We start from the raw sequence: 25,177 nt of genomic DNA, 5'->3' as shown, positions 1-25,177 counted from the left end.
CCCCCCCCCCCCCCCCCCCCCCCCCCCGACGGTAAACTATCGCGCGTTGCGGCCGACGATTCGATTGGCCGCTGACGTTACCGCTTCCAGTGAGGCAGCGACGATGTTGGTGTTGATGCCGGCGCCGAACAGCTTGCCGCCGGGATATTCCATCTCGACATAGGAGATAGCCGACGCATTCGAGCCGCGCTGCATCGAATGCTCGGAATAATCGAGCACCGACATCTCGACGCCGACATGGCGTGACAGCGCATCGACGAAGCCGTCGATCGGGCCGGTGCCGGTGCCTGATATCGTCACTTCCTTGCCGTTGTCGAGGATGACGGCCTCGACCACGCGCCGGCCCTTCACCTCGGTGGCCGGATAAGTGTGATGGTCGAGGAATTTCAGGCGGGCGCCAGGCTGGTCGACATAGGTTTCGAGGAAGCGGTCATGAATACGCTTGGCCGGCACTTCCTTGCCTTCGGCGTCGGTGATCGCCTGGATAGCCTGGCTGAATTCGATCTGCAGGTTGCGCGGCAAATTGAGGCCGTAATCGGCCTGCAACACATAGGCAATGCCGCCCTTGCCCGACTGCGAGTTGATGCGGATGATGGCCTCATAGCTGCGGCCGACATCGGCCGGATCGATTGGCAGGTATGGCACTTCCCAGTGCGGTGTGTTGGCCTTCTTCAAGGCCTTCATGCCCTTGTTGATGGCGTCCTGGTGCGAGCCGGAAAAAGCAGTGTAGACGAGTTCGCCGACATAGGGGTGGCGCTCGGGAATCTTCAGCTGGTTCGAATATTCGTAGACATCCTTCATCCGGTTGATGTCGGAGCAGTCGATGCCCGGATCGACGCCTTGCGTGTACATGTTGAGCGCCAAGGTGACGATGTCGACATTGCCGGTGCGCTCACCATTGCCGAACAGCGTGCCCTCGACGCGGTCGGCGCCAGCCATCAGGCCAAGTTCGGTGGTGGCGACGCCGGTGCCACGATCATTGTGCGGATGCAGCGAGATGATCAGGTTTTCGCGGTTGTCGAGATTGCGGCACATCCACTCGATGCGGTCGGCATAGATGTTGGGCGTCGACATCTCGACCGTCGACGGCAGGTTGACGATCAGCTTGTTGTCGGGCGTCGGCCTGACGATCTCGGTGACGGCGTTGCAGATCTCCAGCGCGACCTCGAGTTCGGTGCCGGTAAAGCTCTCCGGGGAATATTCGAAGCGATAGCCGCCGCCGGCCTTGGCAGCCATGTCGGTGATCATCTTGGCCGCGTCGGTCGCGATACGCTTGATGCCGCCGACATCTTTCTCGAAGACGACGCGACGCTGCAACTCGCTGGTCGAGTTGTAGAAATGCACGATCGGGTTGGTGGCGCCCTTCAGCGCCTCGAAGGTGCGGCTGATCAGTTCAGGCCGGCACTGCACCAGCACCTGCAACGACACATCGGCCGGCACGTTGCCTTGCTCGATGCACCAGCGCGCGAAGTCGAAATCGGTCTGCGAAGCCGAGGGGAAGCCGATCTCGATTTCCTTGAAGCCCATGTCGAGCAGCAGGCCGAACATGCGCGCCTTGCGCTCGTGGCCCATCGGATCGATCAGCGCCTGGTTGCCGTCGCGCAGGTCGACCGAGCACCAGATCGGCGCCTTGTCGATCACCTTCGAGGGCCAGGTCCGGTCGGTGAGGCCGACGGTCGGGTAGGGTTGATATTTGCGGGCTGCGTCCGGCATGCCCCGGCCAACTTGCTTGCCGGTCGCGGCCTCGCTGGCGCGGATGTCTTCTCGTGCGTTCATCGTTGTTTCTCCCGGCGGCTGGCGGGTCCACCTTTCAGGCGGATGTGGAGCCAAGCGGCGCCTTTACCAGAATTTCGTTCGCTTGATATGATTTGCCAAGGAGCATGCGCTTGCGCGGCGGTTCGACCGCCGGGCGCTCCTTCAGCGAACCCGGCGATCGCCGATAAGGCCGAGAAGAAGCAGGGTCGAGGCAAGCGCGCGCACGGTCTCGCCGGCAAAGCCGGTCTGACGGGAAGCGGTGGTGGCGCGCGTATTCATGGCCGCTCTCATACAGGAGCGGCCTGTTGGAGGCAAGCGGGCCGGCCCCCGTCGAATTTTATCTTAACGCGGATGCTCTTCCCCGCGCGCCGCAAATGCGCCAGACTTGGCTTCCGGCGGGGTGCCGTCGGCAGGGGGCGTTCATGAATTTCGTGTTCTTCTCGCCGCATTTTCCCGCCAATGGCGCCGATTTCTGCGACCGGCTGAAGAAGGCCGGTGCAACCGTGCTCGGCATTGGCGATGCGCCCTACGATGCGCTCGACGGCAAGCTGAAGCAGGCGCTTTCGGAATACTATCGCGTCGCCGACATGGAGGATTACGAGCCGGTGTTCCGGGCGATAGGCCATTTCATCCACAAATGGGGCCGCATCGACCGGTTCGAATCGCTCAACGAGCACTGGCTGGAGCTGGAAGCCAACATCCGCACCGACTTCAACATCTACGGCACCAAGCTCGATTTCGTGAAGAATCTGAAGCGCAAGAGCCGCATGCGCGCCTTCTTCCGCAAGAGCGGTGTCGAGACGATCGCGCAGCGCAAATGCTCCGACCGGGCCGGCGCCATGACCTTCATCCGCCGCGTCGGCTACCCCGTGGTGGTGAAGCCGGATTCGGGCTCCGGCGCCTCGAACACGTTCAAGATCTCCAATCCGAAAGAGCTCGACCAGTTCTTCCGGGACAAGCCGGAGGACGTGACCTTCGTCATGGAGCAGTTCATCGAAGGGCTGGTGGTGACCTATGACGGATTGATCAACCGCGACGGCGAGGTGGTGCTGGCGGCCAGCCATCGCTACGACCAGAGCGTCATGGACGTGGTCAACAAGGACCGCCACATGAGCTACACCTGCTTTCCCCGGATCAGGCCTGCCGTCGAGGAGGCCGGCCGCAAGATCCTGAAAGCATTCGACGTGCGCGAACGCTTTTTCCATATCGAATTGTTCGAGACCAGGGACGACCGCATCATCGCGCTGGAGGTCAACATGCGGCCGCCCGGCGCCTGGATGACCGACGCGATCAACTACACGTTCGACATCGATGTCTACGCGGCATGGGCGGACATGGTGGTCAAGGATGCCGTCGGCGGCCCCTATGAGGGCAAGTATTTCACCGCCTATGCCAGCCGCAAGCGCCACCTCGACTATTTGCACAGCCATGCGGACGTGCTAGCCGCCCACCGCGACAAGATCGTCCATCATCAGCCGATAGAAGAGGTTTTCAGCCGGGCCATGGGAAATTACGCCTACCAGATGCGCTCGAAGGATCAGGCTGATCTGCGCGAGGCGGTGGCCTATATCCACGCCGAAAAGGCTTGAGGCATGGACATTTCCTATCACAAGGTCTTCGCCCGCAATCTCGGCCGCGACATGGAGTACAAGCGCTACGGGCATGCCGGCCGGCCAGTCGTGGTGTTCCCGACCTCGCAGGGCCGGTTCTACCAGTTCGAGGATTCCGGCGGAGTGGGGGCGCTCGCCGAGTTCATCGATACCGGCCGCATCCAGCTGTTCACCGTCGACGGCATCGATACAGAATCCTTCTTCGCCAGGGATGTCGATGCCGTGCATCGCATCGACCGGCACGAGGCCTATTTCCGTTATCTGCGCGAGGAGGCGCTGCCGGAATTCCTGGAAACCGCCGCGCAAGCCAATGGCGGACGGCGGTTGAAGCCGCTGTTCTCGGGCTGTTCGATGGGCGGCTACCATTCCTCGAACTTCGTCTTCCGGTTTCCCGAGCTCGCCAGCGGCGTCATCTCGCTGTCGGGTGTCTATTCGGCCCGCGATTTCTTTGGCAAGGCGCTCGACGGCGACATCTTCTACAACTCGCCGCTCGATTATCTGCCAGGGATCGTCGACCCGAAACTGCTGGCGCGGCTGAAGGCGCTCAGGCTGATCTTCTGCTGCGGGCAGGGCGCATGGGAAGAGCGCATGCTGGTCGAGACGCGCCAGCTGGAACAGATCCTGCGCGACAAATCCATTCCGGCCTGGGTCGACTATTGGGGCGGCGACGTCAGCCATGACTGGCCGTGGTGGCACAAGCAGCTGGCTTATTTCTTCGGCCGCTGGCTGGATGACGATCTGATGCACAGGCTGGACTAAGGTGCATTGATATTCAGCCGGCCTGCGAATGGCTGACGCCTACCCTTCCTGGCAGGCTGGCAGGGATGCGGTCTGGTGCTCCGCCGCGGATCCGCGGCGCAGGCCGAGAAAGACGACGAGGGCGGTGACGATGGTGATTGCCGCCAGCACGATCAGTAGCCTGTCGAACGCCGTTTCGTAGGCCTCGACCAGCACGGCGGCGCCGGCCGCCGGCAAACGGTGCGCGGTTCCACCGAGATTGCCGGTCACCAGCAATTGCGCCGCGGCGGCCGCGTCGCTGGAAGGCGCAGCGCCCCGAGCGGCGAGTTGCGCGGCGGTGAAGCCTGACAGCGTCGCCATGACGATGGCCAGCGCCACACCTTCGCAAGCGACACGGGTGGTGTTGAAGATGCCGACCGCCATCCCGGCCCGCTCTGTCGGCACGACGCTGACGGCGAGCCCGTCCATCAACCCCCAAGGCAAGGCGATGCCGACGCCGATCAAGATCAGTGGCGCGACCAGCGCAACGTCAACCGGGGGCGTCAGGCTCAGCCAGACCAGGCCGGCCGCCGCGACGAACAGGCCGACGCCGCAGATCGTGGCTGGAGCGATCCAGCGCGCCAGCTGGCCGGCGAGCAAGGGCAGGAACAGCAACGGTCCGGAGAGGCAGATCATCAATTGCCCGGCCTTGATCTCGCTCATCCCCTCGATGCCGATGAAGCGGATCGGTAAAAGTACGAGCAGGACGACGAAGCCATAGGCGGGCGCCGCCGCAAGAAACTGGACGCCGACGAAGCGAGGAAAGCGAAACAGGGTAAGATCGAGCATCGGCCGGCGCACGCGCCGCTCGGCGACGACAAACAGCACAAAGCAAAGGACGGCGACGCCGAGAAGCGTTGCCACCAGCGGGTCGGTCCAGCCGCTCTGGGGTGCCTGGAGCACGCCATAGGTCAGCGAGGCCAGCGCGAAGGTGAACGTGGCGGCGCCCGCCCAGTCGAGGCCGGTCGCATCCGGATCACGCGATTCCCTGATGGTGCGCACGCCGAGGGTTGCCGAGGCAGCCGCGAGCGCCATCACCAGAACAAAGATCGACCGCCAGCCGAAGGCGGCGATGAGCAGGCCGGAGGCGATCGGGCCGAAGGCCAGCCCGATGCCGAAACTGGTGCCGAGGAAGGAGAAGGCGCGCAGCCGCGATGGTCCCTCGAATTCCTGGGCAAGTGCGGAGGCGCCGCCGGCGAAGGCCAAGGCACTGCCGAGCCCTTGCGCGGCCCTGAAGATGTCGAACCAGGCGATGTCGGACGCCAGCATCGCGCCGAGCGAAGCGAATATGTAGAGGGCAAGACCGACGAGGAAGATCCGCTTGCGGCCATGATTATCGGCCAGCGCTCCGGCCGCCATCAGGCTGGCGGCGAAGGTCAGCATAAAGGCGTTGGTCACCCAGTTGAGCGTGATCGGGCTGCCGCCGAGATCGGCCGCGATGCGGGAGAGCGCGACGGCCGGGCCGGTGAAGGTCAGAGGCATCGTCATCGCGGCAAGGCATACCGACAAGAGCACGAGCCATCGCCCGGCCGGGCCGGTGGTGGTCTTCAAGGTCATGGGTTTTTCCTATCTGAGCGGTCTGCGCCGGCGCGCAACCGCGGCGCCGATCATGCGGACCAAGATAGGTCAGAGACAGATCAGGAATAATAGTATTAAATATCCTGATATAACGGACTGAAACGCTCGAATGGAGCAGCATGATGGATCGCCTCAGCGGCCTTCTGGCTTTCGCCCGCACTGCCGAGTTCGGCAGCTTCGTCGCCGCCGGCCGGGCGCTCGGCATCTCCGCTTCAGCGGTCGGCAAAAGCGTCGCGCGGCTCGAACAGGAACTCGGCGTGCGGCTGCTGCAGCGCTCCACGCGGCGGATCGGCCTGACGGAGGAGGGCAAGCTGTTCAACGACCGCGTGCGGCGCATCCTCGACGACATCGACGATGCCGAGGCAATGCTGTCGCGGACAAGGGAGACGCCGCGTGGGCGGTTGCGCGTCTCGACCCCGATCGTCACCTACCATCTTTTGCTGCCGGTGCTGTCGGAGTTCATGGCCCGCTATCCCGAGATCGAGCTCGATATCGATTTCAACGACCGGATCGTCGACGTCATCGAGGAAGGCATCGACGTCGCCATCCGCAGCGGCGAGCTGCCCGATTCACGATTGGTGTCCAGACCCATTGCGCCCTTCCGCATGCTGCTGTGCGCGGCACCCTCCTACCTCGACCGCCATGGCACTCCCGGCGTGCCGGCGGATCTCATCAGGCATTTCGGCATAAACTTCCGCTATCTCAACAGCGGCAGGCTGCTGGACTGGCCGTTCATTACCGGGAGCGCCCAACCGCTGATCCGTTCAATGTTGACCTGCAACAACATGGAAGCTTTGAAAGGCGCCACGATCGCCGGACTCGGCATCGCCTGCATGCCCGATTTCCTGGTGCGGGACGCGTTGCGCGAGGACCGGCTGCGCACCGTGCTCGACGATCATGTCGACGGCCGTGGCCAGTTCCGGATGCTATGGCCCTCCAATCGCCATCTGTCGCCAAAGGTGCGCGTCTTCGTCGATTTCCTGCCCGAACGCCTGGCAGCCGCGCGATAGCGGTGCCCTGGTGGCAGCCCTCATCATTCCCTGATGCTTCTGGCTACCAGCCGGGCAATGCTCGGGCCGACAAGCAGCACGATCAGGAAGCGCGCCGACTGCAGGGCCATGACAAAGGAGATGTCGACGTTCTGCGCGGCGGCGGCGATGATGGCGACGCTGTCCATGCCGCCAGGGCTGGTCGCCAGATAGGCGGTCAGCGGGTCGACGCCGGCGAGCCGGCTGATGAGGAAGGCAAGGCCGCCGCAAAAGGCGATCAGCGCGACGATCGAAGCGATGATCTGCGGCAAAGCGCGTGCCGCGTGGCGCAGGATCGGCCTGGTGAAGTTCAGGCCGATCGCCCACCCGACCATCGCGTAACTGACCGCCAGCAGCCATTGCGGCAATTGCATCGGCACCCCGAGGCCGAGGTGGATGGCTGTGCCGAAGATGAAGCTGCCGAGGAAGAAGGGCGAAGGCAGCCGGCAAAGCCTGCCCGCGAGGCCGCCGACGAGCGCCATGCCGATGGTGGCGGCGAAGGGTTGCGGATCGATCTCGGGGAACCAGACGACGGGCGGGACCTCGATGCCTGAGGTGTCGACCCACATCTTGGCGACGAGGGCTGCCGTCATCGAGACGAAGATGACGCGCAGATACTGCATGAAGGCGACAAGGCGCTGGTCGGCGCCGAAGGCGCCGGCCATCAGCACCATGGCGGTGGCGGCCCCCGGCGAAGAACCCCAGACGGCGGTGGTGCCCGGCAGGATGCGCCAGCGGCTGATCAGCCAGCCAAGCAGGCTCGAGGCCGCGACGGTGGCGATCACCAAGCCGAGGAACAGCGGCCATTCCTTGTAGAAGACCGGGAAGATATCGGCCGAGATCGAAGCCGCGACGAGGCAGCCGACGACAGCCTGGGCGGCGCCGAACAGAAGCCGCGGCACACGCACCGCGGCACCGTTGGTGCCGGCGACGATGGCCGCCAGCATCGGTCCGATCAGCAGCGCCGCCGGCAAAGCGGCGAGTTCCAGCGCGCCGGCGAAGAGCGCGGAGATGACCAGCAGGATGAGCCACTGCCAAGGCTTGCTCAGCCGCGTCATGCGCTCGATGGCGGGTTGGTCGGAAGATGGCTGCTCGGCCTCGGAATCCATGTTCTGGTCTAACCCCAGACGCGAAAAATGCGAACGCAAGTGCGCCTGAAAAAGCACGTTTCCGCCTCGGGCGCCCGCCTTAGCCCGTTTTGGCTTCAGCCAAGCCGAAGCCGCCCACCGGATGCGTTTCCACCTGGAATTCGAAGCCGCCGATGAAGGGGCGCGCCTTGGCGATCGCCGCCTGGACTTCGGGAAGCTGCAGCGAGGCCTTGTGGCTCGCCTGATCGGTCCACACCTCGGTCACCCAGATCGCGTCGGCATCGGCCGGATCGGTGGCGATGATATAGCTCAGGCAGCCGGGCAGGGCGCCAGTGCTCTCACGCAGCACGGTCATGACTGCGTCGCGTTGGCCACGCGCCGCCCGCATCTTGCCGATCAGTCCATACATGTCCTCGTCTCCCCCTGGGTTGGCGCGAAAGGAGTGTGTCCAGTATGCCGGTCGCCGGTCAAGGCATCAACTGGCCGCCATTGACTTCGATCACCTGGCCGGTGACGTAGCCGCTCAACAGGTCCGATGAGAGGAACAGATAGGCGCCGACGCAATCTTGCGCCGTGCCGGCACGGCCCTGCGGGATGGTGGCGACCATGCCCTTCATCTGCTCGTCGGTCGAATAGCGTTCGTGGAAGGGGGTAAGGATGGTGCCCGGCGCCACGGCGTTGACGCGGATGCCGAAGCCGATCAGTTCCTTGGCCATGCCGCGCGTCACGTTGGAGACGAAGGCCTTGGCCGAGCCGTAAAGGCCGGCGCCGCCGCCCGCCCCGTTGCGCGCGGCGATCGACGAGGTGTTGACGATGAAGCCGCCCTGTTTTTTCAGCCACGGGATCGCCTTACGCGAGGCGGTCAGCACCGAGCGTGCGTTGAGGTCCATCACCGCGTCGTAATGCGCCTCGGTCTGCTCGGCGTAGGGCACGCGGCCAAGCATGCCGCCGGCATTGTTGACCAGCCCGTCCAGCCGGCCGAAATGCCGCGCGCTGTCCTCGACGACGCGTTCGACATCGGCGGTGACAGAAAAGTCGCCCTGGACGAGGAACACCTCACCGCCGCCGCCGCGAATGGTCTGGCCGAGTTTCTCGGCGGCGTCGCGGCTGGAATTGTAGTGCAGCGCCACCTTGCATTTCTGCTCGGCATAAGCGAGCGCGAGCGCCGCGCCGATGCCGGTCGAGGCGCCGGTGACCAGCACCGCCTTGCCGGCGAGGTCGGGGATGACAAGACCAAGGGCTGTCTCTGGCACTGCTGTTCCTCCGGGGGATCCAAGTTTCTTGGCGGGTGTTGCCACCCTTGCATTCAAGTCAGTGCCGCTTCAAGGCCTGAGATAGACATAGCCCTGGCTTTGCAGTTCGGCGAGCTTGACGACGCCACCCCTGTCGGCGGCATGGAAGCCGTCGAGCAAATCGGCGAGCGTAATATCCATGCCGTGCATGGTGTTGCCGCAGGCATGCGGGTCGAGCCCTTGCTGGACAAGACCGGTAAAGCGCCCCGAAACCGCCGCCGATATGCCCTTCGACTTGAAGCCGGCAAGCGCCGGACCATGCACGACCAGCGCGATATCGACGTTGCCGCCCGTGCCCTCATAGTGGTTCTTGATGTTGCCGAGCACGAAATTGACCTTGTCGAGGTCGCTGAGGTGATAGGCGACCTTCAGCCTGGCAGGCTCGGTGGTTGCCGCCTGCACCGCCCGCAGGCCTAGAAGCGTCCCGGCTCCGGCGAGAGCCGCGTGGAACATGTCACGTCGGCGCATGGCGTGCCTCCCTGGCTTGCCGGCTCAGCGCGATTTGCGTGGCCGCGGCCGCAATACTAGCATAAATTGACGTTACGTCCTGTCGATGCGGAGAGGGGCACATGGCGTTCAGGGAATGGAAGACGTTTGCCAGCGCCGGATTTGGCGCCGCACTGCTTGGCGGACTTGTGGGTTCTGCTTTTGCCGACAATGCGCTCAAACTCACCGAACTCAGCCCCAACGGGGCGGACGCCTGTTTCGGCCGGGTCTATGACGCGGCGCACCTCAAGGCGCGTCCGAAGCAGAAGGTGACGCGGATTTTCTTCTACTACGGCCATGATCCGGTCAGCCGTCCGAATGAGGAACCGAACGCGAATTCCGATACTTCCTACAATGGGTTCCTCACCACCACGGTGCGTGGCGCCAAGGCGCCGGAATGGGCCGGAGGCTGGTGCAATCACGAGTCCGAGGATGGCAAATCGGGCCCGATCCGTTGCGGCATGGACTGCGACCGTACGCTGGCGTCGCTGAAGGTCGACGGCAAGGGTCGGCTGATCCTGTCGGACCTGTCGTCCGATATCTACCTCGACGCCGGTTCGGAAGAAGAACTCGGCGCGGCTGAATACGACAGGCAGGCGCTTGGCAAGGAAGACGACAATTTCCGCCTCGATCCGATGCCGGCGGCGACCTGCAAGGCTGAATTCGCCCGCATCGATCCGATCGACCCGGCGCTCGGGCCGCCGCTGCGCGAGCGGCTGAAGCCAGACCAGGCCTTCTGCTACGGGCGCGACTATGACGCTGCGCATATGAGTTCGCATCCCGAGCAACTGACGCAGTCGATCCGGGTGTTTCGAGGACCGGTCGAACTGGCGTCCTTCGCCTCGGGAGGCGACGCCGCGAGCTGGCCCGACGGCGCCGACATCGTGGTCTCGGTCACGACGCGGCAGAAGGGAGCCAAGGTCACGCAGACTTATTCATGCCAGGGCGAGGCCGATCAATGGCGTTGTGCCGCGAGTTCGAAGACGAGCAATTTCTCCTGCGACATCGCGCAAAAGGAAATCTTCCTCAAGCGCGGCGCCAACGGCGCCATCACGCTTGCCAATCCCAACAGCAGCCTGGCGGTCGTCGACCTGTGCTCGAAGGCGGCCGACGGCAAGACGATGTCCGACGACAAGGTCTATCGGCTGGAGCCAATGCCACAATCCGCCTGCGCGCCGTAACCAGCGTTTCGTCATCCTTGGGTCGCCGCTACGGAGCTGCGCTCCTGCTTCGCCCAAGGATGACGAAGTCGAGAAACTCCGGTTAGCTCTTTGTTTTTACGCAATTCCGGACGGAAAGCCGCTCACGCTTTCTTGGAATTGCTCTTCCAAGGTCAGCGACAGTGACCCGCCTCAGGCGAACGGCACCGCGGTCGTGCCCTTGGGCAGCTTGGCTTCGTCGTCGGGCTCGACATGGATGGTCACCCGCACCGAGGGGAGTTCGGCCTTCAGCGCGTCTTCGATGCGATCGCAGATGACATGGCTGGCGCCGACCGACATGTCGGCGTCTACGACCAGATGGAACTCGATGAAGGTGGCGCGGCCGGCGATGCGGGTCTTGAGGTCGTGCACCTCCATGGCGCCCTTGCAATTGGCCGAGATGATGTCGCGGATGCGCATGTGCTCCGCCGTGTCGACGGCCCGGTCCATCAGGCCGTTCATCGACGAGCCGATGACATGCCAGCCCTGCCACAGGATGTTGAGCGCGACGATGACGGCCAATGCCGGGTCGAGGATCTGCCAGCCGGTCAGGATCGCTCCGACGAGGCCGCCGAAGACGCCGACCGACGTCACCACATCGGTCATGATGTGATTGCCGTCAGCGACCAGCGCCGGCGATTTCTCCGCCCGGCCCGTGCGGATCAGCATCCAGGCCCAGAAGGCGTTGATGACGGTGGCGACGCCGTTGACGGCAAGGCCTTTCCAAGGCTGTTCGAGCGGCGCCGGGGCCTGCCAGGAGCGCCAGACTTCGTTCAGAATCAAAAGCGCGGCGAGCACGATCAGCACGCCTTCCAGCACGGCGGAGAAATATTCGGCCTTGTGATGGCCGAAGGGGTGATCCTGGTCGGCCGGCTTGTGGCTGACCTGGATCGCCCAGAAAGCGGCAATCGACGCGATGACGTTGACGATCGATTCCAGCGCGTCCGAATAGAGCGCGACGGAGCCGGTCACGTACCAGGCGGCGGCTTTCAGCGCGAGCACGACAAAAGCGACCACGATCGACCAGAAGGCAAGGTTGGCGACCTTGCGCTTCGCGGCCGCCCTGGCTGCGATCGCCATCGTGTTCTCGGCTTCGGCCATTGGCGTCAGGCTGCCTTTTCCTTGGCCTTTCGCGGCAAATGCGCGACGATGTTCTCGATGATGCGCATGCCGGCATTGTGGCCGAGCGTCATGATCGATTCCGGGTGGAACTGGACCGCGGCGATCGGCTCCTTGCGGTGCTCGAAGGCCATGATGACGCCGTCTTCCGTCTCGGCCGTAACCATGAAATCGTCGGGCAGGCGTACCGGATCGGCGAAGATCGAGTGGTAGCGGCCGACGGTGACTTCCTTGGGCAGGCCGGAGAAGATGATGCCCGGCTTCGAGACGCGGATACGCGACGGCTTGCCGTGCATGGGAATGTGCAACTGCCTGAGTTCTCCGCCATAGGCTTCCGCCAGTGCCTGCAGGCCGAGGCACACGCCGAAGATGGGCAGGTCGCGCGCGCGCGCCTTTTTGATGGTCGCGGCGCAGTCGAAGTCCTTCGGCGTGCCGGGTCCGGGTGACAGCACGACGAGGTCGGGCTTCAGCCGGTCGAAGACTTCCTCCGGCACCGGCGAGCGCACGGTCGAGACATTGGCGCCGGTCTGGCGGAAGTAGTTGGCCAGCGTATGGACGAAGGAATCCTCGTGGTCGACCAAAAGGATGTTGACGCCGTCGCCGACGCGCGCCGTGGTGCGCTCGGTGCTGGTCGAATTGCCCGTCTTGGCGTCGCGGATCGCGGAGAGCATGGCGGATGCCTTCAGTTCGGTTTCAGCTTCTTCTTCCTCTGGAATGCTGTCGAAGAGCAATGTAGCGCCGGCACGAACCTCGGCGATGCCGTCCTTGATGCGGATGGTGCGCAAGGTAAGGCCGGTATTCATGTCGCCGTTGAAGTTGACCATGCCGATCGCGCCGCCATACCAGGCGCGCGGGCTTTTCTCGTTCTGCTCGATGAAGCGCATGGCCCACAGTTTCGGTGCGCCGGTGACGGTGACCGCCCAGGCGTGCGAGAGAAACGCGTCGAAAGCGTCCATGCCTTCACGCAAGCGGCCCTCGATGTGGTCGACGGTGTGGATCAGGCGCGAATACATCTCGATCTGGCGGCGGCCGATGACGCGTACAGAGCCCGGCTCGCAGACCCTGGACTTATCGTTGCGATCGACATCCGAGCACATTGTGAGCTCGGATTCGTCCTTCTTCGAATTGAGCAGCTTCAGGATCTGCTCGCTATCGGAGATGGCGTCGTCGCCGCGTTTGATAGTGCCGGAGATCGGACAGGTCTCGACGCGGCGGCCGTTGACGCGCACGAACATCTCCGGCGACGCACCGATCAGGTATTCGTTCTCGCCCAGGTTGATGAAGAAGGAATAGGGCGACGGGTTGATGGACTTCAGCTTGCGCGAAATCTCGGAGGGCTGGGTCTCGCAGCGCTCGTAGAACATCTGGCCGGGGACGACCTCGAACAGGTCGCCACGCTTGAACGAGTCCATCGCGCGGCGCACCAGATTGGCGTATTCGCCGGGCTCATGGTCGCCGCGTGGCGGGATGCGGTCGGCGGTCCTGAACGGCTCGGCGATTTGGTCGCGTGGCAGGCCTTCGGTCGAAAAACCTTCGCCCGCATAGTCGTAGCGGTCGGTCCAGGCCTTGGCCGAGTAGTGGTCGACGACCAGGATCTCGTCGGGCAAGAACAACACCAGGTCGCGCTGGCTTTGCTTGCGCACGAGCGTGTGGTCGACCGGGTCGAACTGGAAGGCAAGGTCGTAGCCGAAGGCGCCGTAGAGACCGAGATTGGCGTCTTCCGCCGTCTTGAACAGCGCGGTGATGGCGCGCAGCACGGTGAAGACCGAGGGAACGCGGCTGCGTTCCTCCTCGGTGAAGACACGGCCGGGCTTGGCGACATCGAGACGGATCAGCTTTTTCGAGGTCTCGGCGATCGTGACCTCGGCGAGGCCGCCCAGTGTCCTGCCGATGACCGGCAACAGCGCCTCGCCACGGCCGTTCAGCGCCTCGATACGCATGGCGCGGCCGCGTGCCGAGATGACCAGCGGCGGATCGATGATGGCCGTATCCCAGCGCGTGTAGCGGCCGGGATATTCGTAGTTCGAGGAAAATACCGCGCCCCGGCGCGAGTTCAGTCCCTCGACATAAGTGTCGATCGCGCCTTCATAGGGGCGGTCGTGGCGCTCGCGGGTGATGGTGATGCCACCCGCCGTCGCGAAGCTTTCAGCGCCGTTTTCCAGAACCTTCAACGTCATTGCCGTCTCCATCAGCTACTTGGGCAACGGACCCGGGAATGGCTTTAAAAAACAAATGGCCGCCCGGACATTCCGTTGCGGCCACCCTCTATTTTCACGCGCACGCGTTCGAACAGGCCGCTGTCAGCAGGCCCACCACCAAATGGTCTTGATCGAACGCATGTTCATGGCGATTCCCTTAGCGGCGATTGGGCGGCCGCGCAACTGGATTCGACGCAGGCTCAATCCTCCAGCGTGCCCGACCTTGCATCGGCACTCTTCCTGTCGCCAACCAGTTTCAACAGGTCTTCGCCGGTGCGGATGATGCGGCGCGAGCGGCGGGTCAGGATGATGCCGTCCTGCGGCGCGAACACTTCCGTGCGGCCATCGGCTTCGCCTGGCGCGTGAACGATGGTAGCGAGCCGCGCGCCCCTGGTGACGCGGTCGCCGGGTTTGACGTCGTAGAGGACCGCACCGCCACGGGGCGCCGGCATCATGTCGATATTTTCCAGAGGTGCCGCGACGCCCTTGAAGGGGCCGGGCGCGGGCAGGGCGGTGTCGGATATCACGCCGCGCGCCGCCAGCAGCCGGTAGAGGCCTTCGGCGTCGGACTTGGCCAGCGCGCCGTCGACATCGAGAATGCCGCGATATTCGACAGTGGTGGCGACGCGCCTGTCGAACTTCGCCACATCGGCCGATGCGTTCTGGTAGGGCATGATCGAAGCGCCCTCGAAGGTGCCGTCGGTGTCCTCGCTCCACAGCACCACGGCATCGACGCCCATGGCGGCGGCGCAATCGGCCATCCCGGGCCACAGGCTGGTGTGGACGTAGAGATAGGCAAGACCCTCATCGTCGCAGTGCAGGTCGAGCACGATGTCATGGCCGAGCGAAAGCTGCACCAGGCGCGACTTCAGCCGCTGGTCGGCGCCGCCAAAGGTGGCGTCCGGCAAGAGCCTGGCGTCGGGCGCGGCCAGCAGCGGAAAGCCGCGGTTGAAGTTGGTGCGGGTACCGAGATGAAAGCGACCCTGGTGCTCGCCGAAGTGGTATTGCGCGCGGCCGATCGGGTTGGCCCAGGGCACGATGGTGATGTTGCCCCTGATGCGACCCTCGGCCTCGGCCTTGTTCAGCATCGGCATCAATGCATCGATGGCGACGACGCCAGGCAATTCGCCGGCATGGAGCGCTGCCTGCAGGTAGGCCGAAGGTGCTGTCTTGTCGGCGCCGGCCAAGCGGAGCACCGGGAATTCGTAGGAAACGCCGTCGCTGTCGCCGGCGATGCGTTCGATCGATTTCTGCATGACGTTCTCCATGAAAGCGAGAAGACATGCCCATTGGAAGGTACCGATGTCGATTGGTCCAGCCCGCCGCGCTATGGGCGCAAGGGCCTATTCCGCGGCAGCGTGAAGCGTGACAGGCGCGCGCCTGTCCAGCGCCGCCGACAGCACCGCAACGGCGACCGCCAGCAGGGCTAGCACCGCGCCGACCAGTGGCAAACCGGCATAGGAAACGCCTGATGACAGCGCCACGCCGCCGATCCATGCGCCGCCGGCATTGCCGACATTGAAGGCGCCTTGATTGAGCGTGGCTGCAAGGTTCGGTCCTTCGGAAGCCGCCTCGACGACCCGGATCTGCAGGGGTGGCACGACGACGAAGATGAGCAGGCCCCAGAGGAAGACGATGCCGATGGCAACGCTGGCGATCGTGCCGAACTGCATGAAGCCGACGAACAGCAGGGCCATCAGCAGCAAGGTGGCGATCACTGTCGGCATCAGTTTCCAGTCGGCAAGCCTGCCGCCGATGATGTTGCCGATGGTCATGCCGGCGCCGAACAGCAAAAGCACCCAGGTGACCGCCGCGGTCGACAGGCCCGACACGCCGGTGAGGTATGGCTTTATGTATGTGAAAACGGCGAACAGGCTGGCCGAGGTCAGCGCCGCGATCAGCATCGCCAGCCACACTTGCAGCTTGCCGAGCACACGGACTTCGGCGCGCAGACCGCCGCCGCTCGGTTCCGTGACGTCGGACGGCACTAGCCAGGCGATGGCCGCGACCGAGATCAGGCCGATGCCGACCACGGCCAGAAAGGTGGCCCGCCAGCCGAAGGCTTCGCCGAGTGCGGTGCCGGCGGGAACCCCGAGGATGTTGGCGAGCGTCAGGCCCGCGAACATCAGCGCGATGGCGCTGGCGCGCTTGTTGCGCGGCACAAGGCTTGCCGCGACGACCGAGCCGATGCCGAAGAAGGCGCCATGGCCGAAAGCGGTGAAGACGCGCGCCGCCATCAGCAGCCAGTAATTGGGCGCGATGGCGCAGAAGAGATTGCCGACGACGAACAGGGCCGCAAGTCCCACCAGCACGGGCCTGCGCGGCAAATGCGCGGTGGCCATGGCCACGACAGGCGCGCCGAAGACGACTCCCAGCGCATAGCCGGTGACCAGCAGGCCGGCGGCGGGGATCGTCACGCCGAGATCGGCGGCGACCTCGGGCAGCAGGCCCATGATGACGAATTCGGTGGTGCCGATGCAGAAGGACGCAATGGCAAGCGCAAGGATCGGCAAAGGCATGGGAGGTCCAGACTGAATCGGTTCAATTTCAGACTGCGCGAGGATCCCTGCCGGGCGCAACAGACATTGCCGCAATGCAGCAATGCAGAAAGCATGGAGCGGACGTCTCCTCTTCTAACGGCCCGACGCAGACCGATCCTTCAAGGGCTGAAACGATGTCGCTTCGTGCCCGACACGATATCTTGAAGCCGGCGCGGCCCCAGCAATAAATGCGTGATGACGACCGTGAAATCGCGGAGCCTTCGGCAAGGCACAGGCGACGATTGAAGGGGCAGCGGCTGACAGTCTCACGCCAGCGGCTTCAGCTCCTGGGCGATGGTGGGCAGCAGCTCCGAGACGGTGGGATGGATGTGCACGGCGCGCGCCAGTGTGTCGACCGACGCCTTGGCGTACATCAGGTCGAGCACGCAATGCACCGCCTCGTCACCGCCGGGACCGAGCACCGAGCAGCCGAGGATCTCCCTGGTGTCGGCATCGACGAGGATCTTCATGAAACCCTGCGTCTCGCCCTTCTCGATGGCGCGGCCGACACGGGTCATCGGTCGCTGGCCGACCAGGGCGCGACGTCCGGATTTCCTCACCGCCGTCTCGGTCATGCCGCAGCGGCCGAGCGGCGGATCGATGTAGAGCGCGTACGCCTCGATGCGGTCGCTGATCCTGCGCGGATCCTTGTCGAGCAGATTGGCGGCGACGATCTCATAGTCGTTGTAGGAGGTGTGGGTGAAGGCGCCCTTGCCGTTGCAGTCGCCCATCGCCCAGATGCCTGGCACGCTGGTGCGCAGCTGGTCGTCGACGACAACCGCGCCGCGTCCGTCGACCTCGACGCCCGCCTTGTCGAGACCGAGATCGTCGGTATTGAGCGTTCGGCCCAGCGCCAGCAGCACATGCGAGCCGACCGCGGGCGGCTTGCCCGCGGAGAACCTCACGGCAATGTCCCCGCCCTGCTTGGCGAAGCCGATGTCGTCGGCGCCGACATGGACCGCGATCCCTTCGTTCTCGAGGATCGACAGGATGGCGGCCGAGACGTCCTCGTCCTCGCGGCCGGTGAGGCGCGGGCTCTTTTCGATGACGGTGACTTCCGAACCGAAGCGGCGGAACATCTGCGCGAATTCGAGCGAGATGTAGCTGCCGCCGACGACGATCAGGTGGCGCGGCAAAACGTCGAGATCCATCATCGACGAGTTGGTCAGATAGTCGATGTCGTGGATGCCGGGCAGGTCCGGCACCGAGGCGCGGCCGCCGGTGTTGAGAAAGATCTTGTCGGCGGTCAACAGGTCGTCGCCGACGCGCACCGTGTTGGCGGATTCGAAGCGTGCATGGCCGCGATAGAGCGTGCAACGCTCCATTCCGGCGATCCAGGTCTCCAGATTGCCGCGGGCGTCGTTGGTGACCTTGTCCTTGCGCGCCTTGATCCTGCTGTAATCGATCCCGACGGGACCCGGGAACGTCACGCCATAGTCGGCGGCGCGCCGCGCCAGATGGGCGGCATAGGCGCTGGCGACCATGGTCTTGGTCGGCATGCAGCCGGTGTTGACACAGGTGCCGCCGACCAGCTTGCGCTCGATCAGCGCCACGCTCATGCCGGCTGCCGTCAGACGGCCCGCCAGGGGCGACCCCGCCTGGCCAGCGCCGATGACGATGGCATCGAAGGTCCTTGCGTTCAAGGTCTGGGCCGTCATGCCACCGCCGCCACGATCAGCAGGCCGCCGATGATCGCCACCGCATCCTCGATGAAGGCCGCGGGCGGATCCTTGCCGAAAACGGCCGCCAGCCGGCCGCGCGCTTCGGCACCACCCAGGGTGCCGATGACCGCGCCGATCGCTCCGGCGATCAGGCACACGATGGTGGCGCCGCTGGTCGCGCCGATCACCGCGCCGCTGAACGCGCCGAGCAGAATGCGGGCGCCGAACTGCTGCGGCACCTTGCGGCTTGGCGTCGACGGCAGCTGGTCGGTGACCAGTTCGACTATGGCCAGGACGGTGAAGATGCCGACAGCCGCCCAATGGCCCATGAAGCTCGCCCAGGTGCCGGCAACCGGCAGCCAGCCGAGATAGGCGCCCCAGGCAACGGCGGCAGGTGCCGTCATGGCGCGCAGGCCGGCAATGACGCCGATCAGGAGTGCAAGAATGTAGAGCATGGTCGATCCCCCTCGATCCCGGGCCGGTACAGCCTTGAAACGGCAAGCTACCATAGGCCGGATATTTGGCTAGGCCGCAGACTCACAAGCGCACAGCCACGGCGGACCGAGGCGAGTCAGTTGGCTGATGGAGCGTTGATCGCAAATTGCGCGGCGAAAGCCCTGATATAGGCGGGCCGAGCTTCCCCGCGCGCCACATAGGCGGCCAGGTTTTGGTATTCATCCAGAATGCCTGACATTCTCAGTCGCAGCAGCACTGACACCATCAATAGATCGCTAGCGCTGAACGCATCATCGAGCCAGTCCGCGACGCCCAAACGAGCCGAGAGACAGTCCAGCCGGGCGCGAACACGGTCCTTAACCAGCGGCAAGCGCGCCTCGCTCCAGGGCTTGTCGGCTTCGAAAATTCTTGCCGTGGTCAATTCGAGGATCGGCGGCTCGATGGTGTTCAGCGCGGCAAACATCCACGTGATCGCTCGCGCGCGGGCGTTGCGCTCCTTCGGCAGCAGGCCCGCATGCTGCTCGGCAAGATGAAAGACGATCGAGCCGGTCTCGAACAGCGAGAGAGAACCGTCCTCATAGGTGGGGATCTGGCCGAAAGGATGGATGGCCAGATGGTCAGGCGCCTTCATGCCCGCGAAGGAAACAAAACGAACCGCGTAAGGCTGCCCCACTTCTTCCAGCGCCCAGCGAACACGCGTATCGCGGGCCAGTCCCTTCCCGCCATCGGGTGATCGTTCAAACGCCGTGATCGTGATTGTCATCGCATTTGTTCCTTGCCTGGGCGAATTTCTTCGGCTTCCTACCGAGGACGAATGAGCTTCCCGGAAATCGACATCGGTCCTGAACTATTTTCATTGCCGGAGCAGATCGGGAATGCCGCCAATCAACAAGGCCGCGCATCCTGGTTTATGGATTTCACGTCAGTCATCGCCTTGGCGTGTCCGCAGTGATGTAAAAAAAAGGAGGCACTGCCATGGTTCAGAGCGAACGCGCGAAAATGGCTGATGGTGAATGGTATACGTGCCTGGATGACGATCTTGGCGCGTTGCGCGGCGTGGCCGCGGATGCGGTGTTCGAGCACAATACGCTGCCGCCTCGCCGACGCGGGAACCTCGGGCCGGCCCTGCGGGCACTGCTGGGCGGCGTGGGCGAGGGTGCCCGCATCGAGGCGCCGTTCCATTGCGCCTACGGCTTCAACATCTTTCTCGGCGCCGGCACCTTCCTCAATGCCGGCTGCACCATTCTTGACACCGCGCCGGTGCGCCTCGGCAAGGGGACGCTGCTTGGCCCCAATGTGCAGATCTATTGCGCCGAGCACCATAAGGAGGCGGCAGGGCGGCAGGCGGGGCTGGAGATCGCCAGGCCGGTCACGATCGGCGATAATGCCTGGATCGGCGGCAGCGCGGTCATCCTTGGCGGCGTCAGCATTGGCGAGGGCGCCATCGTCGGCGCCGGGGCGGTGGTGACGCGCGACGTGGCGGCGCACACGACCGTTGTCGGCAATCCGGAGCGGGTGGTCAAACGCCTTTGACATTACACGGCGGGAAACCTGATCGTCGCTTCAAAACCGTCCCGTCGGCCGGATGCCGGTGAGGTCAGGACAAGCGTCGCATCGATCTGCTGCAGGATTTTGTTGACGATTGCCAGTCCCAGGCCTGATCCTTCGGCACGCGTCCCACCGCGTTCGAACCGTTTGACCAGACCGCCGGGAGCTGACGCCACCGGACCTTGGTTGATCACGCTGAGCCGGGCATCGTCAGTGATGCGAACGACAACCTCGCCGCCCTCGGCGCCATGCCGCAAGGCGTTCTCGATGAGGTTGCGCAGGATAATGGCCAATGCATCCGTATCGATCGCGGCCAACGCCTTGCCTTGGTCGGACGTTTCAAGACGAAGCCGACCCCTGTTCTGGCCGTGCTGCTCGAAGTCGGCGACCACCAATGCGGCGACCGCGGCGAGATCGGCTGGCTTGCCGGCGATCGCTACTCCGGCGTCGGCGCGCGCCAGCTGCATCAGCTTTTCGGACAGGCCGGCGAGGTCGGACAGAGCCGCTTTGATCTGGCGCGGGCGTTTTCTTGCCGCCTCGTCGGATGTTTCCGCGATCAGGCGCTCCGTTTGTGCCAACGCCCCAGCGATTGGTGTGCGCAATTCATGCGCGGCGTTCGCCGTGAACTCCTTTTCAGCATCGAGCGCCATATGCAGGCGCCGCATCAGGCTGTTGACCGACTTGGCGATGGCGGCAAGTTCGGAGGGCAGGTCCTCGGTGCGGATCGGAGCAAGGTTGTCGCCGTGGCGGGCGCTGATTTCGCCGCGCAGTGTCGCGATCGGCCTCAGGAAACGCGTCAGGGTCAGCCACGCGACAAGTGCGCTCAACGGGATCAGAATGACCATCGGTATGAGGAAGCCGGTGGCGGCTTCGAGCGTTTCCTCATTGCGCCGTGAATCGAGCTCGGCGACCTGGATGAGTATTGTGCCGCTGACCGCGGGCTCGGTGTAGATGCGCCATCCGGCTGCCTCCGAGAAGCCCTGCGCGAGCTCAGCCGTGAGCGGCTCCGCGGGAGCGTCATGGGAATGCATGAGAACGCGGCCGCCGGCGTCCCGCACCTGGAAGATGAGGCGGCCGCCTTCGTCGTCCGAAACAGCCTCCCCCAGCCTGCGCGGCGATTGCGATGCCTCACGCCCGAACATATCGTCGATGACCAGCGGCAGCAGTCTGCGGGCTGCCTCCTGCATCGAATTGTCCATGGCTTCATTGATTTCGCGGTGCAGCGTGATGCTTCCGGTGCCAGCGGCGACCAGGCCAACAGCGACCGTGACGAGGATCAGCGACGACACGAGGCGACCGGCAAGGCTGCTGAAGACCTTCATGGGAGTGCAAGGCGGTAGCCCAACCCCCTCACGGTTGTAAGGACCTGGCGCCCGATCTTCTTGCGCAAGCGGCTGACATAGACTTCGACAGTGTTGCTTTCGATCTCCGCGCCGAAGGCATAGAGCGCCTCCTCGATCTGGTTCTTGCCGACTGTCATGCCAGGCCGGCGCAGGAACTGCTCCAGCACCGCCCATTCGCGCGATGTCAGCATGGCCTCCGTGCCGTCGATGGTAACGCGGCGCGCGGCCTGGTCGATTTCGACGGCTCCGAGCCGGATCAAAGGGTTGGGGTTTCCGGCATAGCGGCGCGCGACAGCGGCAAGGCGTGCAGACAACTCGCTGAGATCGAAGGGCTTGACCAGATAGTCGTCCGCCCCGGAATTCAGCCCCGCTATGCGGTCTGAGAGCTGGTCGCGCGCGGTCAGGATGATGACCGGCGTATCGGTGCCTTCACGACGCAGCGTTTTAAGGAATTCGAGACCCTTGCCGTCGGGCAGATGCAGGTCAAGCAGGAGGAGCACATAGGAAACTACACGGAGGTGATCGCAGGCACCGCCAAGCGTCGTGCTCCAGTCCACGGCGTGGCCGTCGGCAGCGATATGATCGCGCACCGCTTCGCCCAGCACCGGATCATCTTCGATCAACAGAACGCGCACTTCGCCTCCGTGTCGCTGCAACACGCGCCTTCATGCGGCACGAGGCTGACAGGAAGCTGAATGAAAGCCAACTGAGGCTTTTGCACGATGCGATGCGTGTTCAGGCTGCTGTCAGGTTTCGCGGCCAAGGTCCTCGACATCGGAATCGGCCGATGGAGAAAATAAGATGAAGACCTTGATCCTGACCGCGCTGGTTATGGCTTTTGCCAGACCGGCCTTCGCCGCCGACAAATGCGATGTGCCGACCGGCCAGTGGCAGCCGCGCGAAGCCTTGCAGAAGAAGCTCGAAAGCGAAGGCTGGAAGGTTCGCAGCATCAAGACGGAACACGGCTGCTATGAAGCCAAGGCGCTTGACGCCAATGGCAAGAAGCTGGAAGCCGTCTTCAATCCCAAGACGCTGGAGTCGGTCGGTGCCGATTCCGATGACGGTTGACGGCCATGAACGCCACTGTTTCGACACGAGAAACCTCGGCCGAGTCGACACGAGAGGCCTCGGTCGAGGTCTGGAGCCCCTACGTCCGCCTCTTTCACTGGTCGCTGGTCCTTTGCGTCGCGGTGGCGTGGCTTTCTTCAGGCGAAATCATGAAGGTGCATGAACTGGCCGGCTACAGTGCCGGGGTTCTGATTGCCTCGCGTTTGATCGCCGGTCTGGCGGGGTCGGGATACACGCGCTTCCGTCAGTTTGTGCGTGGACCGCGCGTGGTGAGTTCTTATCTCGCCGACGTGGCGCATGGCGATGAAAAACGCTATCTCGGCCACAACCCCGCCGGCGGTGCCATGGTGCTGGCGCTTCTGGCTTGCGTGGCAGGAATTGCGCTCACCGGCTGGATGCAGACCACCGATGCCTGGTGGGGCGTGGCCTGGGTCGAGGATACGCACAAGATCCTGGGCAATGGTGTACTGGTGCTGATTGGACTTCATGTCGGCGGCGTGCTGCTCGCCAGTCTGCGTCATCATGAAAATCTGGTTCGCGCCATGATCACCGGCCGTAAACGCGCGGCCTCGCCGCAAGACGTTGGCTGACCGCGGAGAGCGGAAATGCAAGGGCACCGCAGCGACGCGACGCCCTTGCCGTTCGATCACGATGACAGGGCCAGCGCCACCCGTCCGTCCTGATCGACCCGCCGGGAAAACTCGCGCCGATATTGCGCGGGTGATGTCCTTAGCCGCGCGGCGAAATGTTGGCGCAAGGAAGTTGCGCTGCCGAAGCCGGCCTCGAAGGCGACCATGTCCATTGGCTTGTCCGTCGTCTCCAGCAGCCTCTGCGCCAGCGCGATGCGCTGGTCGGCCAGCCAGTCGCCGAAGCTGGTACCTGTCGTCTTCTGGAAACGGCGGGTAAAGGTGCGGCGGGTGAGACCGGCCGCGTCAGCGACGCTGTCGAGACCGTGCGGTTCGCCTGATGTCGCGCGCACCATGTCGAGAGCCTGGGTAAAGCGGTCGGCGGCCGGGCTCGGCGCTACCGGGCGTTCGATGAACTGCGCCTGTCCGCCTTGCCGGTGCGGCGAAAGCACGATGTGCCGGGCGAGCCGCAGTGCCGCCTCGGCGCCATAGCGGGCGCGCACGATGTGCAGGCAGCAGTCGAGCCCGGCGGCGACGCCGGCGGAGGTGACGATGTCGCCGCCGTCAACGTAGAGCACGTCCGCATCGACCGAAATGTCGGGATGGAGAGCCTGCAACTGATCCGTATAGGCCCAATGCGTGGTCGCCTTCCGTCCTGAAAGCAGGCCGGCGGCGGCGAGGGCAAAGGTGCCGAGGCAGAGACCCACGATCAGCGCGCCGCGCCGGTGGGCGCGGCCTAGCGCTTCCTCGAGCGGTTTTGCCACAGGCGCTCCGAGATCTTTCCAGCTCGGGATGATGACGATATCGGCGTCTTCGAGCGCGGCAAGCCCGTGCGGGACCAGGATGCTCAATCCGGCGTCGGTCTGGATCAGCCCTTCCTCCACGCCGCAGACGCGGAAGTCGAAGCGCGGCAGGCCGAGCCTGGTGCGGTCTGCGCCGAACACCAGGCACGGCACGGAGAGATGGAACGGACTGATGCCGTCGAAGGCGAGGACGGCGATGATGGGAGCGGTCATGGGGCGTTTCCAGTGTGAAGGAGGATTGTCCCAATTCTTTCGTATGATGTCAATCGGGCCACTGTTGGCGCCTCGGTCAGCAGGCTATCTTCGGTCCATCGCATTCAAGCCTGAAAGGAAATATCATGTCTGCCCCAGCCAACACCGCGCCGCGCCGCGCGCTGATCGTCGTCGACGTCCAGAATGACTATGACGGCGGCAACCTGGCGATCCAGTATCCGCCGTTCCGCGACAGCGTCGTCAACGTGACGCGTGCCATGGATGCCGCATCGGCAGCAGGCATCAAGGTCGTGGTCGTCAAGCAGATGGCGCCCGAGACGTCGCCGATCTTCGCCCGGGGCAGCCATGGCGGCGAACTGCATCCCGAGATCGCCAGGCGCGGCCGCGACCATTATGTCGAGAAGAACTTGCCAAGCGCCTTCACCGGTACCGACCTTGAGGACTGGTTGCGCGCCAACGCCATCGATACGATCGCGGTCGTCGGCTACATGACGCATAATTGCGACCTGTCGACCATCATCCATGCCGTGCATATGGGCTTCGCGGTCGAGTTCCTGTCCGACGCGACCGGTTCGGTGCCTTACGCCAACAGCGCCGGCTACGCCTCGGCGGAGGAGATCCATCGCGTGGTGAGCATCATCCTGCAGTCGCGCTTCGCCGCGGTGCTCAAGACCGCCGAATGGATCGACTGCCTGGAGACCGGCGCACTGCCGGAACGCGACACGATCCATGCGTCCAACCAGCGGGCGCTCTCGCGCAGCGCCGCGTAGGACGATCCGCAAACGAGAA

The 25,177-nt window shown here is 64.3% G+C and carries 25 protein-coding genes; 9 read left to right on the top strand and 16 right to left on the bottom strand.

Annotation, left to right across the window (positions count from 1 at the left end; all coding sequences use genetic code 11):
* Positions 1 to 36 precede the first annotated feature (36 nt).
* Positions 37 to 1,776: a 2-isopropylmalate synthase gene (leuA, locus tag LB524_RS19905; RefSeq protein ID WP_224529537.1), complete on the bottom strand. Its 1,740-nt coding sequence runs from the start codon at positions 1,774 to 1,776 to the stop codon at positions 37 to 39.
* A gap of 401 nt (positions 1,777 to 2,177) precedes the next feature.
* Here leuA and LB524_RS19900 point away from each other — a divergent pair, with 401 nt between their 5' ends.
* A complete protein-coding gene (locus tag LB524_RS19900) occupies positions 2,178 to 3,344 on the top strand; it encodes an ATP-grasp domain-containing protein (protein ID WP_140617648.1) in 1,167 nt (388 codons plus the stop codon).
* A 3-nt stretch (positions 3,345 to 3,347) separates the two neighbouring features.
* Entirely contained in the window at positions 3,348 to 4,124 is a 777-nt protein-coding gene (locus LB524_RS19895) for an esterase family protein (RefSeq protein ID WP_140721604.1), read from the top strand.
* A gap of 39 nt (positions 4,125 to 4,163) precedes the next feature.
* Here LB524_RS19895 and LB524_RS19890 read toward each other — a convergent pair whose 3' ends face one another.
* Complete coding sequence (locus tag LB524_RS19890; protein ID WP_224529536.1) at positions 4,164 to 5,699, bottom strand: MFS transporter; 1,536 nt, start codon at positions 5,697 to 5,699, stop codon at positions 4,164 to 4,166.
* A gap of 143 nt (positions 5,700 to 5,842) precedes the next feature.
* Between LB524_RS19890 and LB524_RS19885 the strand changes: the two genes are divergently transcribed.
* Positions 5,843 to 6,730: a LysR family transcriptional regulator gene (locus LB524_RS19885; RefSeq protein WP_041163681.1), complete on the top strand. Its 888-nt coding sequence runs from the start codon at positions 5,843 to 5,845 to the stop codon at positions 6,728 to 6,730.
* Positions 6,731 to 6,753: 23 nt separating this feature from the next.
* Here LB524_RS19885 and LB524_RS19880 read toward each other — a convergent pair whose 3' ends face one another.
* The 4 genes from LB524_RS19880 to LB524_RS19865 all read right to left on the bottom strand — a co-directional run bounded on the left by LB524_RS19880 (position 6,754) and on the right by LB524_RS19865 (position 9,596).
* Positions 6,754 to 7,857 (bottom strand): AbrB family transcriptional regulator, encoded by a 1,104-nt coding sequence (locus LB524_RS19880; protein WP_224529534.1) that lies wholly within the window; start codon positions 7,855 to 7,857, stop codon positions 6,754 to 6,756.
* A gap of 79 nt (positions 7,858 to 7,936) precedes the next feature.
* Entirely contained in the window at positions 7,937 to 8,245 is a 309-nt protein-coding gene (locus LB524_RS19875; RefSeq protein ID WP_023770344.1) for a putative quinol monooxygenase, read from the bottom strand.
* Positions 8,246 to 8,303: 58 nt separating this feature from the next.
* On the bottom strand, positions 8,304 to 9,089 hold the full coding sequence (locus LB524_RS19870) for an SDR family NAD(P)-dependent oxidoreductase (RefSeq protein WP_224529532.1): 786 nt from the start codon (positions 9,087 to 9,089) through the stop codon (positions 8,304 to 8,306).
* Between the two features lie 69 nt (positions 9,090 to 9,158).
* The gene (locus LB524_RS19865) at positions 9,159 to 9,596 is read right to left on the bottom strand and encodes a DsrE family protein (protein WP_140617654.1); all 438 of its coding nucleotides are present in this window, start codon (positions 9,594 to 9,596) and stop codon (positions 9,159 to 9,161) included.
* A gap of 101 nt (positions 9,597 to 9,697) precedes the next feature.
* On the opposite strand from LB524_RS19865, the gene LB524_RS19860 reads away from it, so the two are divergent.
* Positions 9,698 to 10,795, top strand: coding sequence for a hypothetical protein (locus LB524_RS19860; protein WP_224529530.1), 1,098 nt, complete (start codon positions 9,698 to 9,700; stop codon positions 10,793 to 10,795).
* Positions 10,796 to 10,966: 171 nt separating this feature from the next.
* Here the strand turns inward: LB524_RS19860 and LB524_RS19855 are convergent, their stop codons facing one another.
* The 7 genes from LB524_RS19855 to LB524_RS19825 all read right to left on the bottom strand — a co-directional run bounded on the left by LB524_RS19855 (position 10,967) and on the right by LB524_RS19825 (position 19,550).
* Positions 10,967 to 11,914 carry a cation diffusion facilitator family transporter gene (locus LB524_RS19855; RefSeq protein WP_140617656.1) on the bottom strand — a complete coding sequence of 316 codons (948 nt, stop codon included), beginning with the start codon at positions 11,912 to 11,914 and terminating at the stop codon, positions 10,967 to 10,969.
* A gap of 5 nt (positions 11,915 to 11,919) precedes the next feature.
* Entirely contained in the window at positions 11,920 to 14,109 is a 2,190-nt protein-coding gene (locus LB524_RS19850; protein WP_015316024.1) for an anthranilate synthase, read from the bottom strand.
* 221 nt (positions 14,110 to 14,330) lie between these two features.
* Positions 14,331 to 15,386, bottom strand: coding sequence for a succinylglutamate desuccinylase/aspartoacylase family protein (locus LB524_RS19845; RefSeq protein WP_224529520.1), 1,056 nt, complete (start codon positions 15,384 to 15,386; stop codon positions 14,331 to 14,333).
* A gap of 87 nt (positions 15,387 to 15,473) precedes the next feature.
* On the bottom strand, positions 15,474 to 16,649 hold the full coding sequence (locus LB524_RS19840; protein WP_140713586.1) for an MFS transporter: 1,176 nt from the start codon (positions 16,647 to 16,649) through the stop codon (positions 15,474 to 15,476).
* Between the two features lie 287 nt (positions 16,650 to 16,936).
* The gene (locus LB524_RS19835; protein WP_224529551.1) at positions 16,937 to 18,313 is read right to left on the bottom strand and encodes an FAD-containing oxidoreductase; all 1,377 of its coding nucleotides are present in this window, start codon (positions 18,311 to 18,313) and stop codon (positions 16,937 to 16,939) included.
* An 11-nt stretch (positions 18,314 to 18,324) separates the two neighbouring features.
* Positions 18,325 to 18,786: a DUF4126 domain-containing protein gene (locus LB524_RS19830; RefSeq protein ID WP_140721635.1), complete on the bottom strand. Its 462-nt coding sequence runs from the start codon at positions 18,784 to 18,786 to the stop codon at positions 18,325 to 18,327.
* Positions 18,787 to 18,902: 116 nt separating this feature from the next.
* A complete protein-coding gene (locus LB524_RS19825; RefSeq protein ID WP_224529518.1) occupies positions 18,903 to 19,550 on the bottom strand; it encodes a glutathione S-transferase family protein in 648 nt (215 codons plus the stop codon).
* A gap of 51 nt (positions 19,551 to 19,601) precedes the next feature.
* Between LB524_RS19825 and LB524_RS19820 the strand changes: the two genes are divergently transcribed.
* Both LB524_RS19820 and LB524_RS19815 read left to right on the top strand, forming a co-directional pair.
* Positions 19,602 to 19,739, top strand: coding sequence for a hypothetical protein (locus tag LB524_RS19820; RefSeq protein ID WP_181171287.1), 138 nt, complete (start codon positions 19,602 to 19,604; stop codon positions 19,737 to 19,739).
* A gap of 23 nt (positions 19,740 to 19,762) precedes the next feature.
* Positions 19,763 to 20,320, top strand: coding sequence for a sugar O-acetyltransferase (locus LB524_RS19815; RefSeq protein ID WP_224529515.1), 558 nt, complete (start codon positions 19,763 to 19,765; stop codon positions 20,318 to 20,320).
* Between the two features lie 2 nt (positions 20,321 to 20,322).
* On the opposite strand, the gene LB524_RS19810 is transcribed toward LB524_RS19815, so the two are convergent.
* Together LB524_RS19810 and LB524_RS19805 are read right to left on the bottom strand one after the other, a co-directional pair.
* Entirely contained in the window at positions 20,323 to 21,657 is a 1,335-nt protein-coding gene (locus LB524_RS19810) for an ATP-binding protein (protein WP_224529512.1), read from the bottom strand.
* On the bottom strand, positions 21,654 to 22,313 hold the full coding sequence (locus LB524_RS19805) for a response regulator (protein ID WP_140665149.1): 660 nt from the start codon (positions 22,311 to 22,313) through the stop codon (positions 21,654 to 21,656). Before LB524_RS19805 ends, LB524_RS19810 begins: the two co-directional genes overlap by 4 nt.
* A gap of 166 nt (positions 22,314 to 22,479) precedes the next feature.
* Here LB524_RS19805 and LB524_RS19800 point away from each other — a divergent pair, with 166 nt between their 5' ends.
* Positions 22,480 to 22,746 carry a PepSY domain-containing protein gene (locus tag LB524_RS19800; RefSeq protein ID WP_140665146.1) on the top strand — a complete coding sequence of 89 codons (267 nt, stop codon included), beginning with the start codon at positions 22,480 to 22,482 and terminating at the stop codon, positions 22,744 to 22,746.
* A gap of 5 nt (positions 22,747 to 22,751) precedes the next feature.
* The gene (locus LB524_RS19795; protein ID WP_140665144.1) at positions 22,752 to 23,336 is read left to right on the top strand and encodes a cytochrome b/b6 domain-containing protein; all 585 of its coding nucleotides are present in this window, start codon (positions 22,752 to 22,754) and stop codon (positions 23,334 to 23,336) included.
* 56 nt (positions 23,337 to 23,392) lie between these two features.
* On the opposite strand, the gene LB524_RS19790 is transcribed toward LB524_RS19795, so the two are convergent.
* Positions 23,393 to 24,388 carry a helix-turn-helix domain-containing protein gene (locus LB524_RS19790; protein ID WP_224529509.1) on the bottom strand — a complete coding sequence of 332 codons (996 nt, stop codon included), beginning with the start codon at positions 24,386 to 24,388 and terminating at the stop codon, positions 23,393 to 23,395.
* A 125-nt stretch (positions 24,389 to 24,513) separates the two neighbouring features.
* Between LB524_RS19790 and LB524_RS19785 the strand changes: the two genes are divergently transcribed.
* Complete coding sequence (locus LB524_RS19785) at positions 24,514 to 25,158, top strand: cysteine hydrolase family protein (RefSeq protein WP_140665139.1); 645 nt, start codon at positions 24,514 to 24,516, stop codon at positions 25,156 to 25,158.
* The last annotated feature ends 19 nt before the right edge of the window (positions 25,159 to 25,177 follow it).

The organism is Mesorhizobium sp. ESP6-5, assembly GCF_020164695.1.
In the GTDB taxonomy this organism is placed as follows: domain Bacteria; phylum Pseudomonadota; class Alphaproteobacteria; order Rhizobiales; family Rhizobiaceae; genus Mesorhizobium; species Mesorhizobium australicum.
The sequence above is the reverse complement of the archived record's forward strand: the minus strand, read 5'-3'. Positions and strand labels throughout refer to the sequence as shown.

Bases quoted from the DNA above. Each gene is read 5' to 3' on its own strand.
- leuA (WP_224529537.1), bottom strand. From the start codon at position 1,776: ATGAACGCACGAGAAGACATCCGCGCCAGCGAGGCCGCGACCGGCAAG.
- LB524_RS19900 (WP_140617648.1), top strand. From the start codon at position 2,178: ATGAATTTCGTGTTCTTCTCGCCGCATTTTCCCGCCAATGGCGCCGAT.
- LB524_RS19895 (WP_140721604.1), top strand. From the start codon at position 3,348: ATGGACATTTCCTATCACAAGGTCTTCGCCCGCAATCTCGGCCGCGAC.
- LB524_RS19890 (WP_224529536.1), bottom strand. From the start codon at position 5,699: ATGACCTTGAAGACCACCACCGGCCCGGCCGGGCGATGGCTCGTGCTC.
- LB524_RS19885 (WP_041163681.1), top strand. From the start codon at position 5,843: ATGGATCGCCTCAGCGGCCTTCTGGCTTTCGCCCGCACTGCCGAGTTC.
- LB524_RS19880 (WP_224529534.1), bottom strand. From the start codon at position 7,857: ATGGATTCCGAGGCCGAGCAGCCATCTTCCGACCAACCCGCCATCGAG.
- LB524_RS19875 (WP_023770344.1), bottom strand. From the start codon at position 8,245: ATGTATGGACTGATCGGCAAGATGCGGGCGGCGCGTGGCCAACGCGAC.
- LB524_RS19865 (WP_140617654.1), bottom strand. From the start codon at position 9,596: ATGCGCCGACGTGACATGTTCCACGCGGCTCTCGCCGGAGCCGGGACG.
- LB524_RS19860 (WP_224529530.1), top strand. From the start codon at position 9,698: ATGGCGTTCAGGGAATGGAAGACGTTTGCCAGCGCCGGATTTGGCGCC.
- LB524_RS19855 (WP_140617656.1), bottom strand. From the start codon at position 11,914: ATGGCCGAAGCCGAGAACACGATGGCGATCGCAGCCAGGGCGGCCGCG.
- LB524_RS19850 (WP_015316024.1), bottom strand. From the start codon at position 14,109: ATGACGTTGAAGGTTCTGGAAAACGGCGCTGAAAGCTTCGCGACGGCG.
- LB524_RS19845 (WP_224529520.1), bottom strand. From the start codon at position 15,386: ATGCAGAAATCGATCGAACGCATCGCCGGCGACAGCGACGGCGTTTCC.
- LB524_RS19840 (WP_140713586.1), bottom strand. From the start codon at position 16,649: ATGCCTTTGCCGATCCTTGCGCTTGCCATTGCGTCCTTCTGCATCGGC.
- LB524_RS19830 (WP_140721635.1), bottom strand. From the start codon at position 18,786: ATGCTCTACATTCTTGCACTCCTGATCGGCGTCATTGCCGGCCTGCGC.
- LB524_RS19825 (WP_224529518.1), bottom strand. From the start codon at position 19,550: ATGACAATCACGATCACGGCGTTTGAACGATCACCCGATGGCGGGAAG.
- LB524_RS19820 (WP_181171287.1), top strand. From the start codon at position 19,602: ATGAGCTTCCCGGAAATCGACATCGGTCCTGAACTATTTTCATTGCCG.
- LB524_RS19815 (WP_224529515.1), top strand. From the start codon at position 19,763: ATGGTTCAGAGCGAACGCGCGAAAATGGCTGATGGTGAATGGTATACG.
- LB524_RS19810 (WP_224529512.1), bottom strand. From the start codon at position 21,657: ATGAAGGTCTTCAGCAGCCTTGCCGGTCGCCTCGTGTCGTCGCTGATC.
- LB524_RS19800 (WP_140665146.1), top strand. From the start codon at position 22,480: ATGAAGACCTTGATCCTGACCGCGCTGGTTATGGCTTTTGCCAGACCG.
- LB524_RS19795 (WP_140665144.1), top strand. From the start codon at position 22,752: ATGAACGCCACTGTTTCGACACGAGAAACCTCGGCCGAGTCGACACGA.
- LB524_RS19790 (WP_224529509.1), bottom strand. From the start codon at position 24,388: ATGACCGCTCCCATCATCGCCGTCCTCGCCTTCGACGGCATCAGTCCG.
- LB524_RS19785 (WP_140665139.1), top strand. From the start codon at position 24,514: ATGTCTGCCCCAGCCAACACCGCGCCGCGCCGCGCGCTGATCGTCGTC.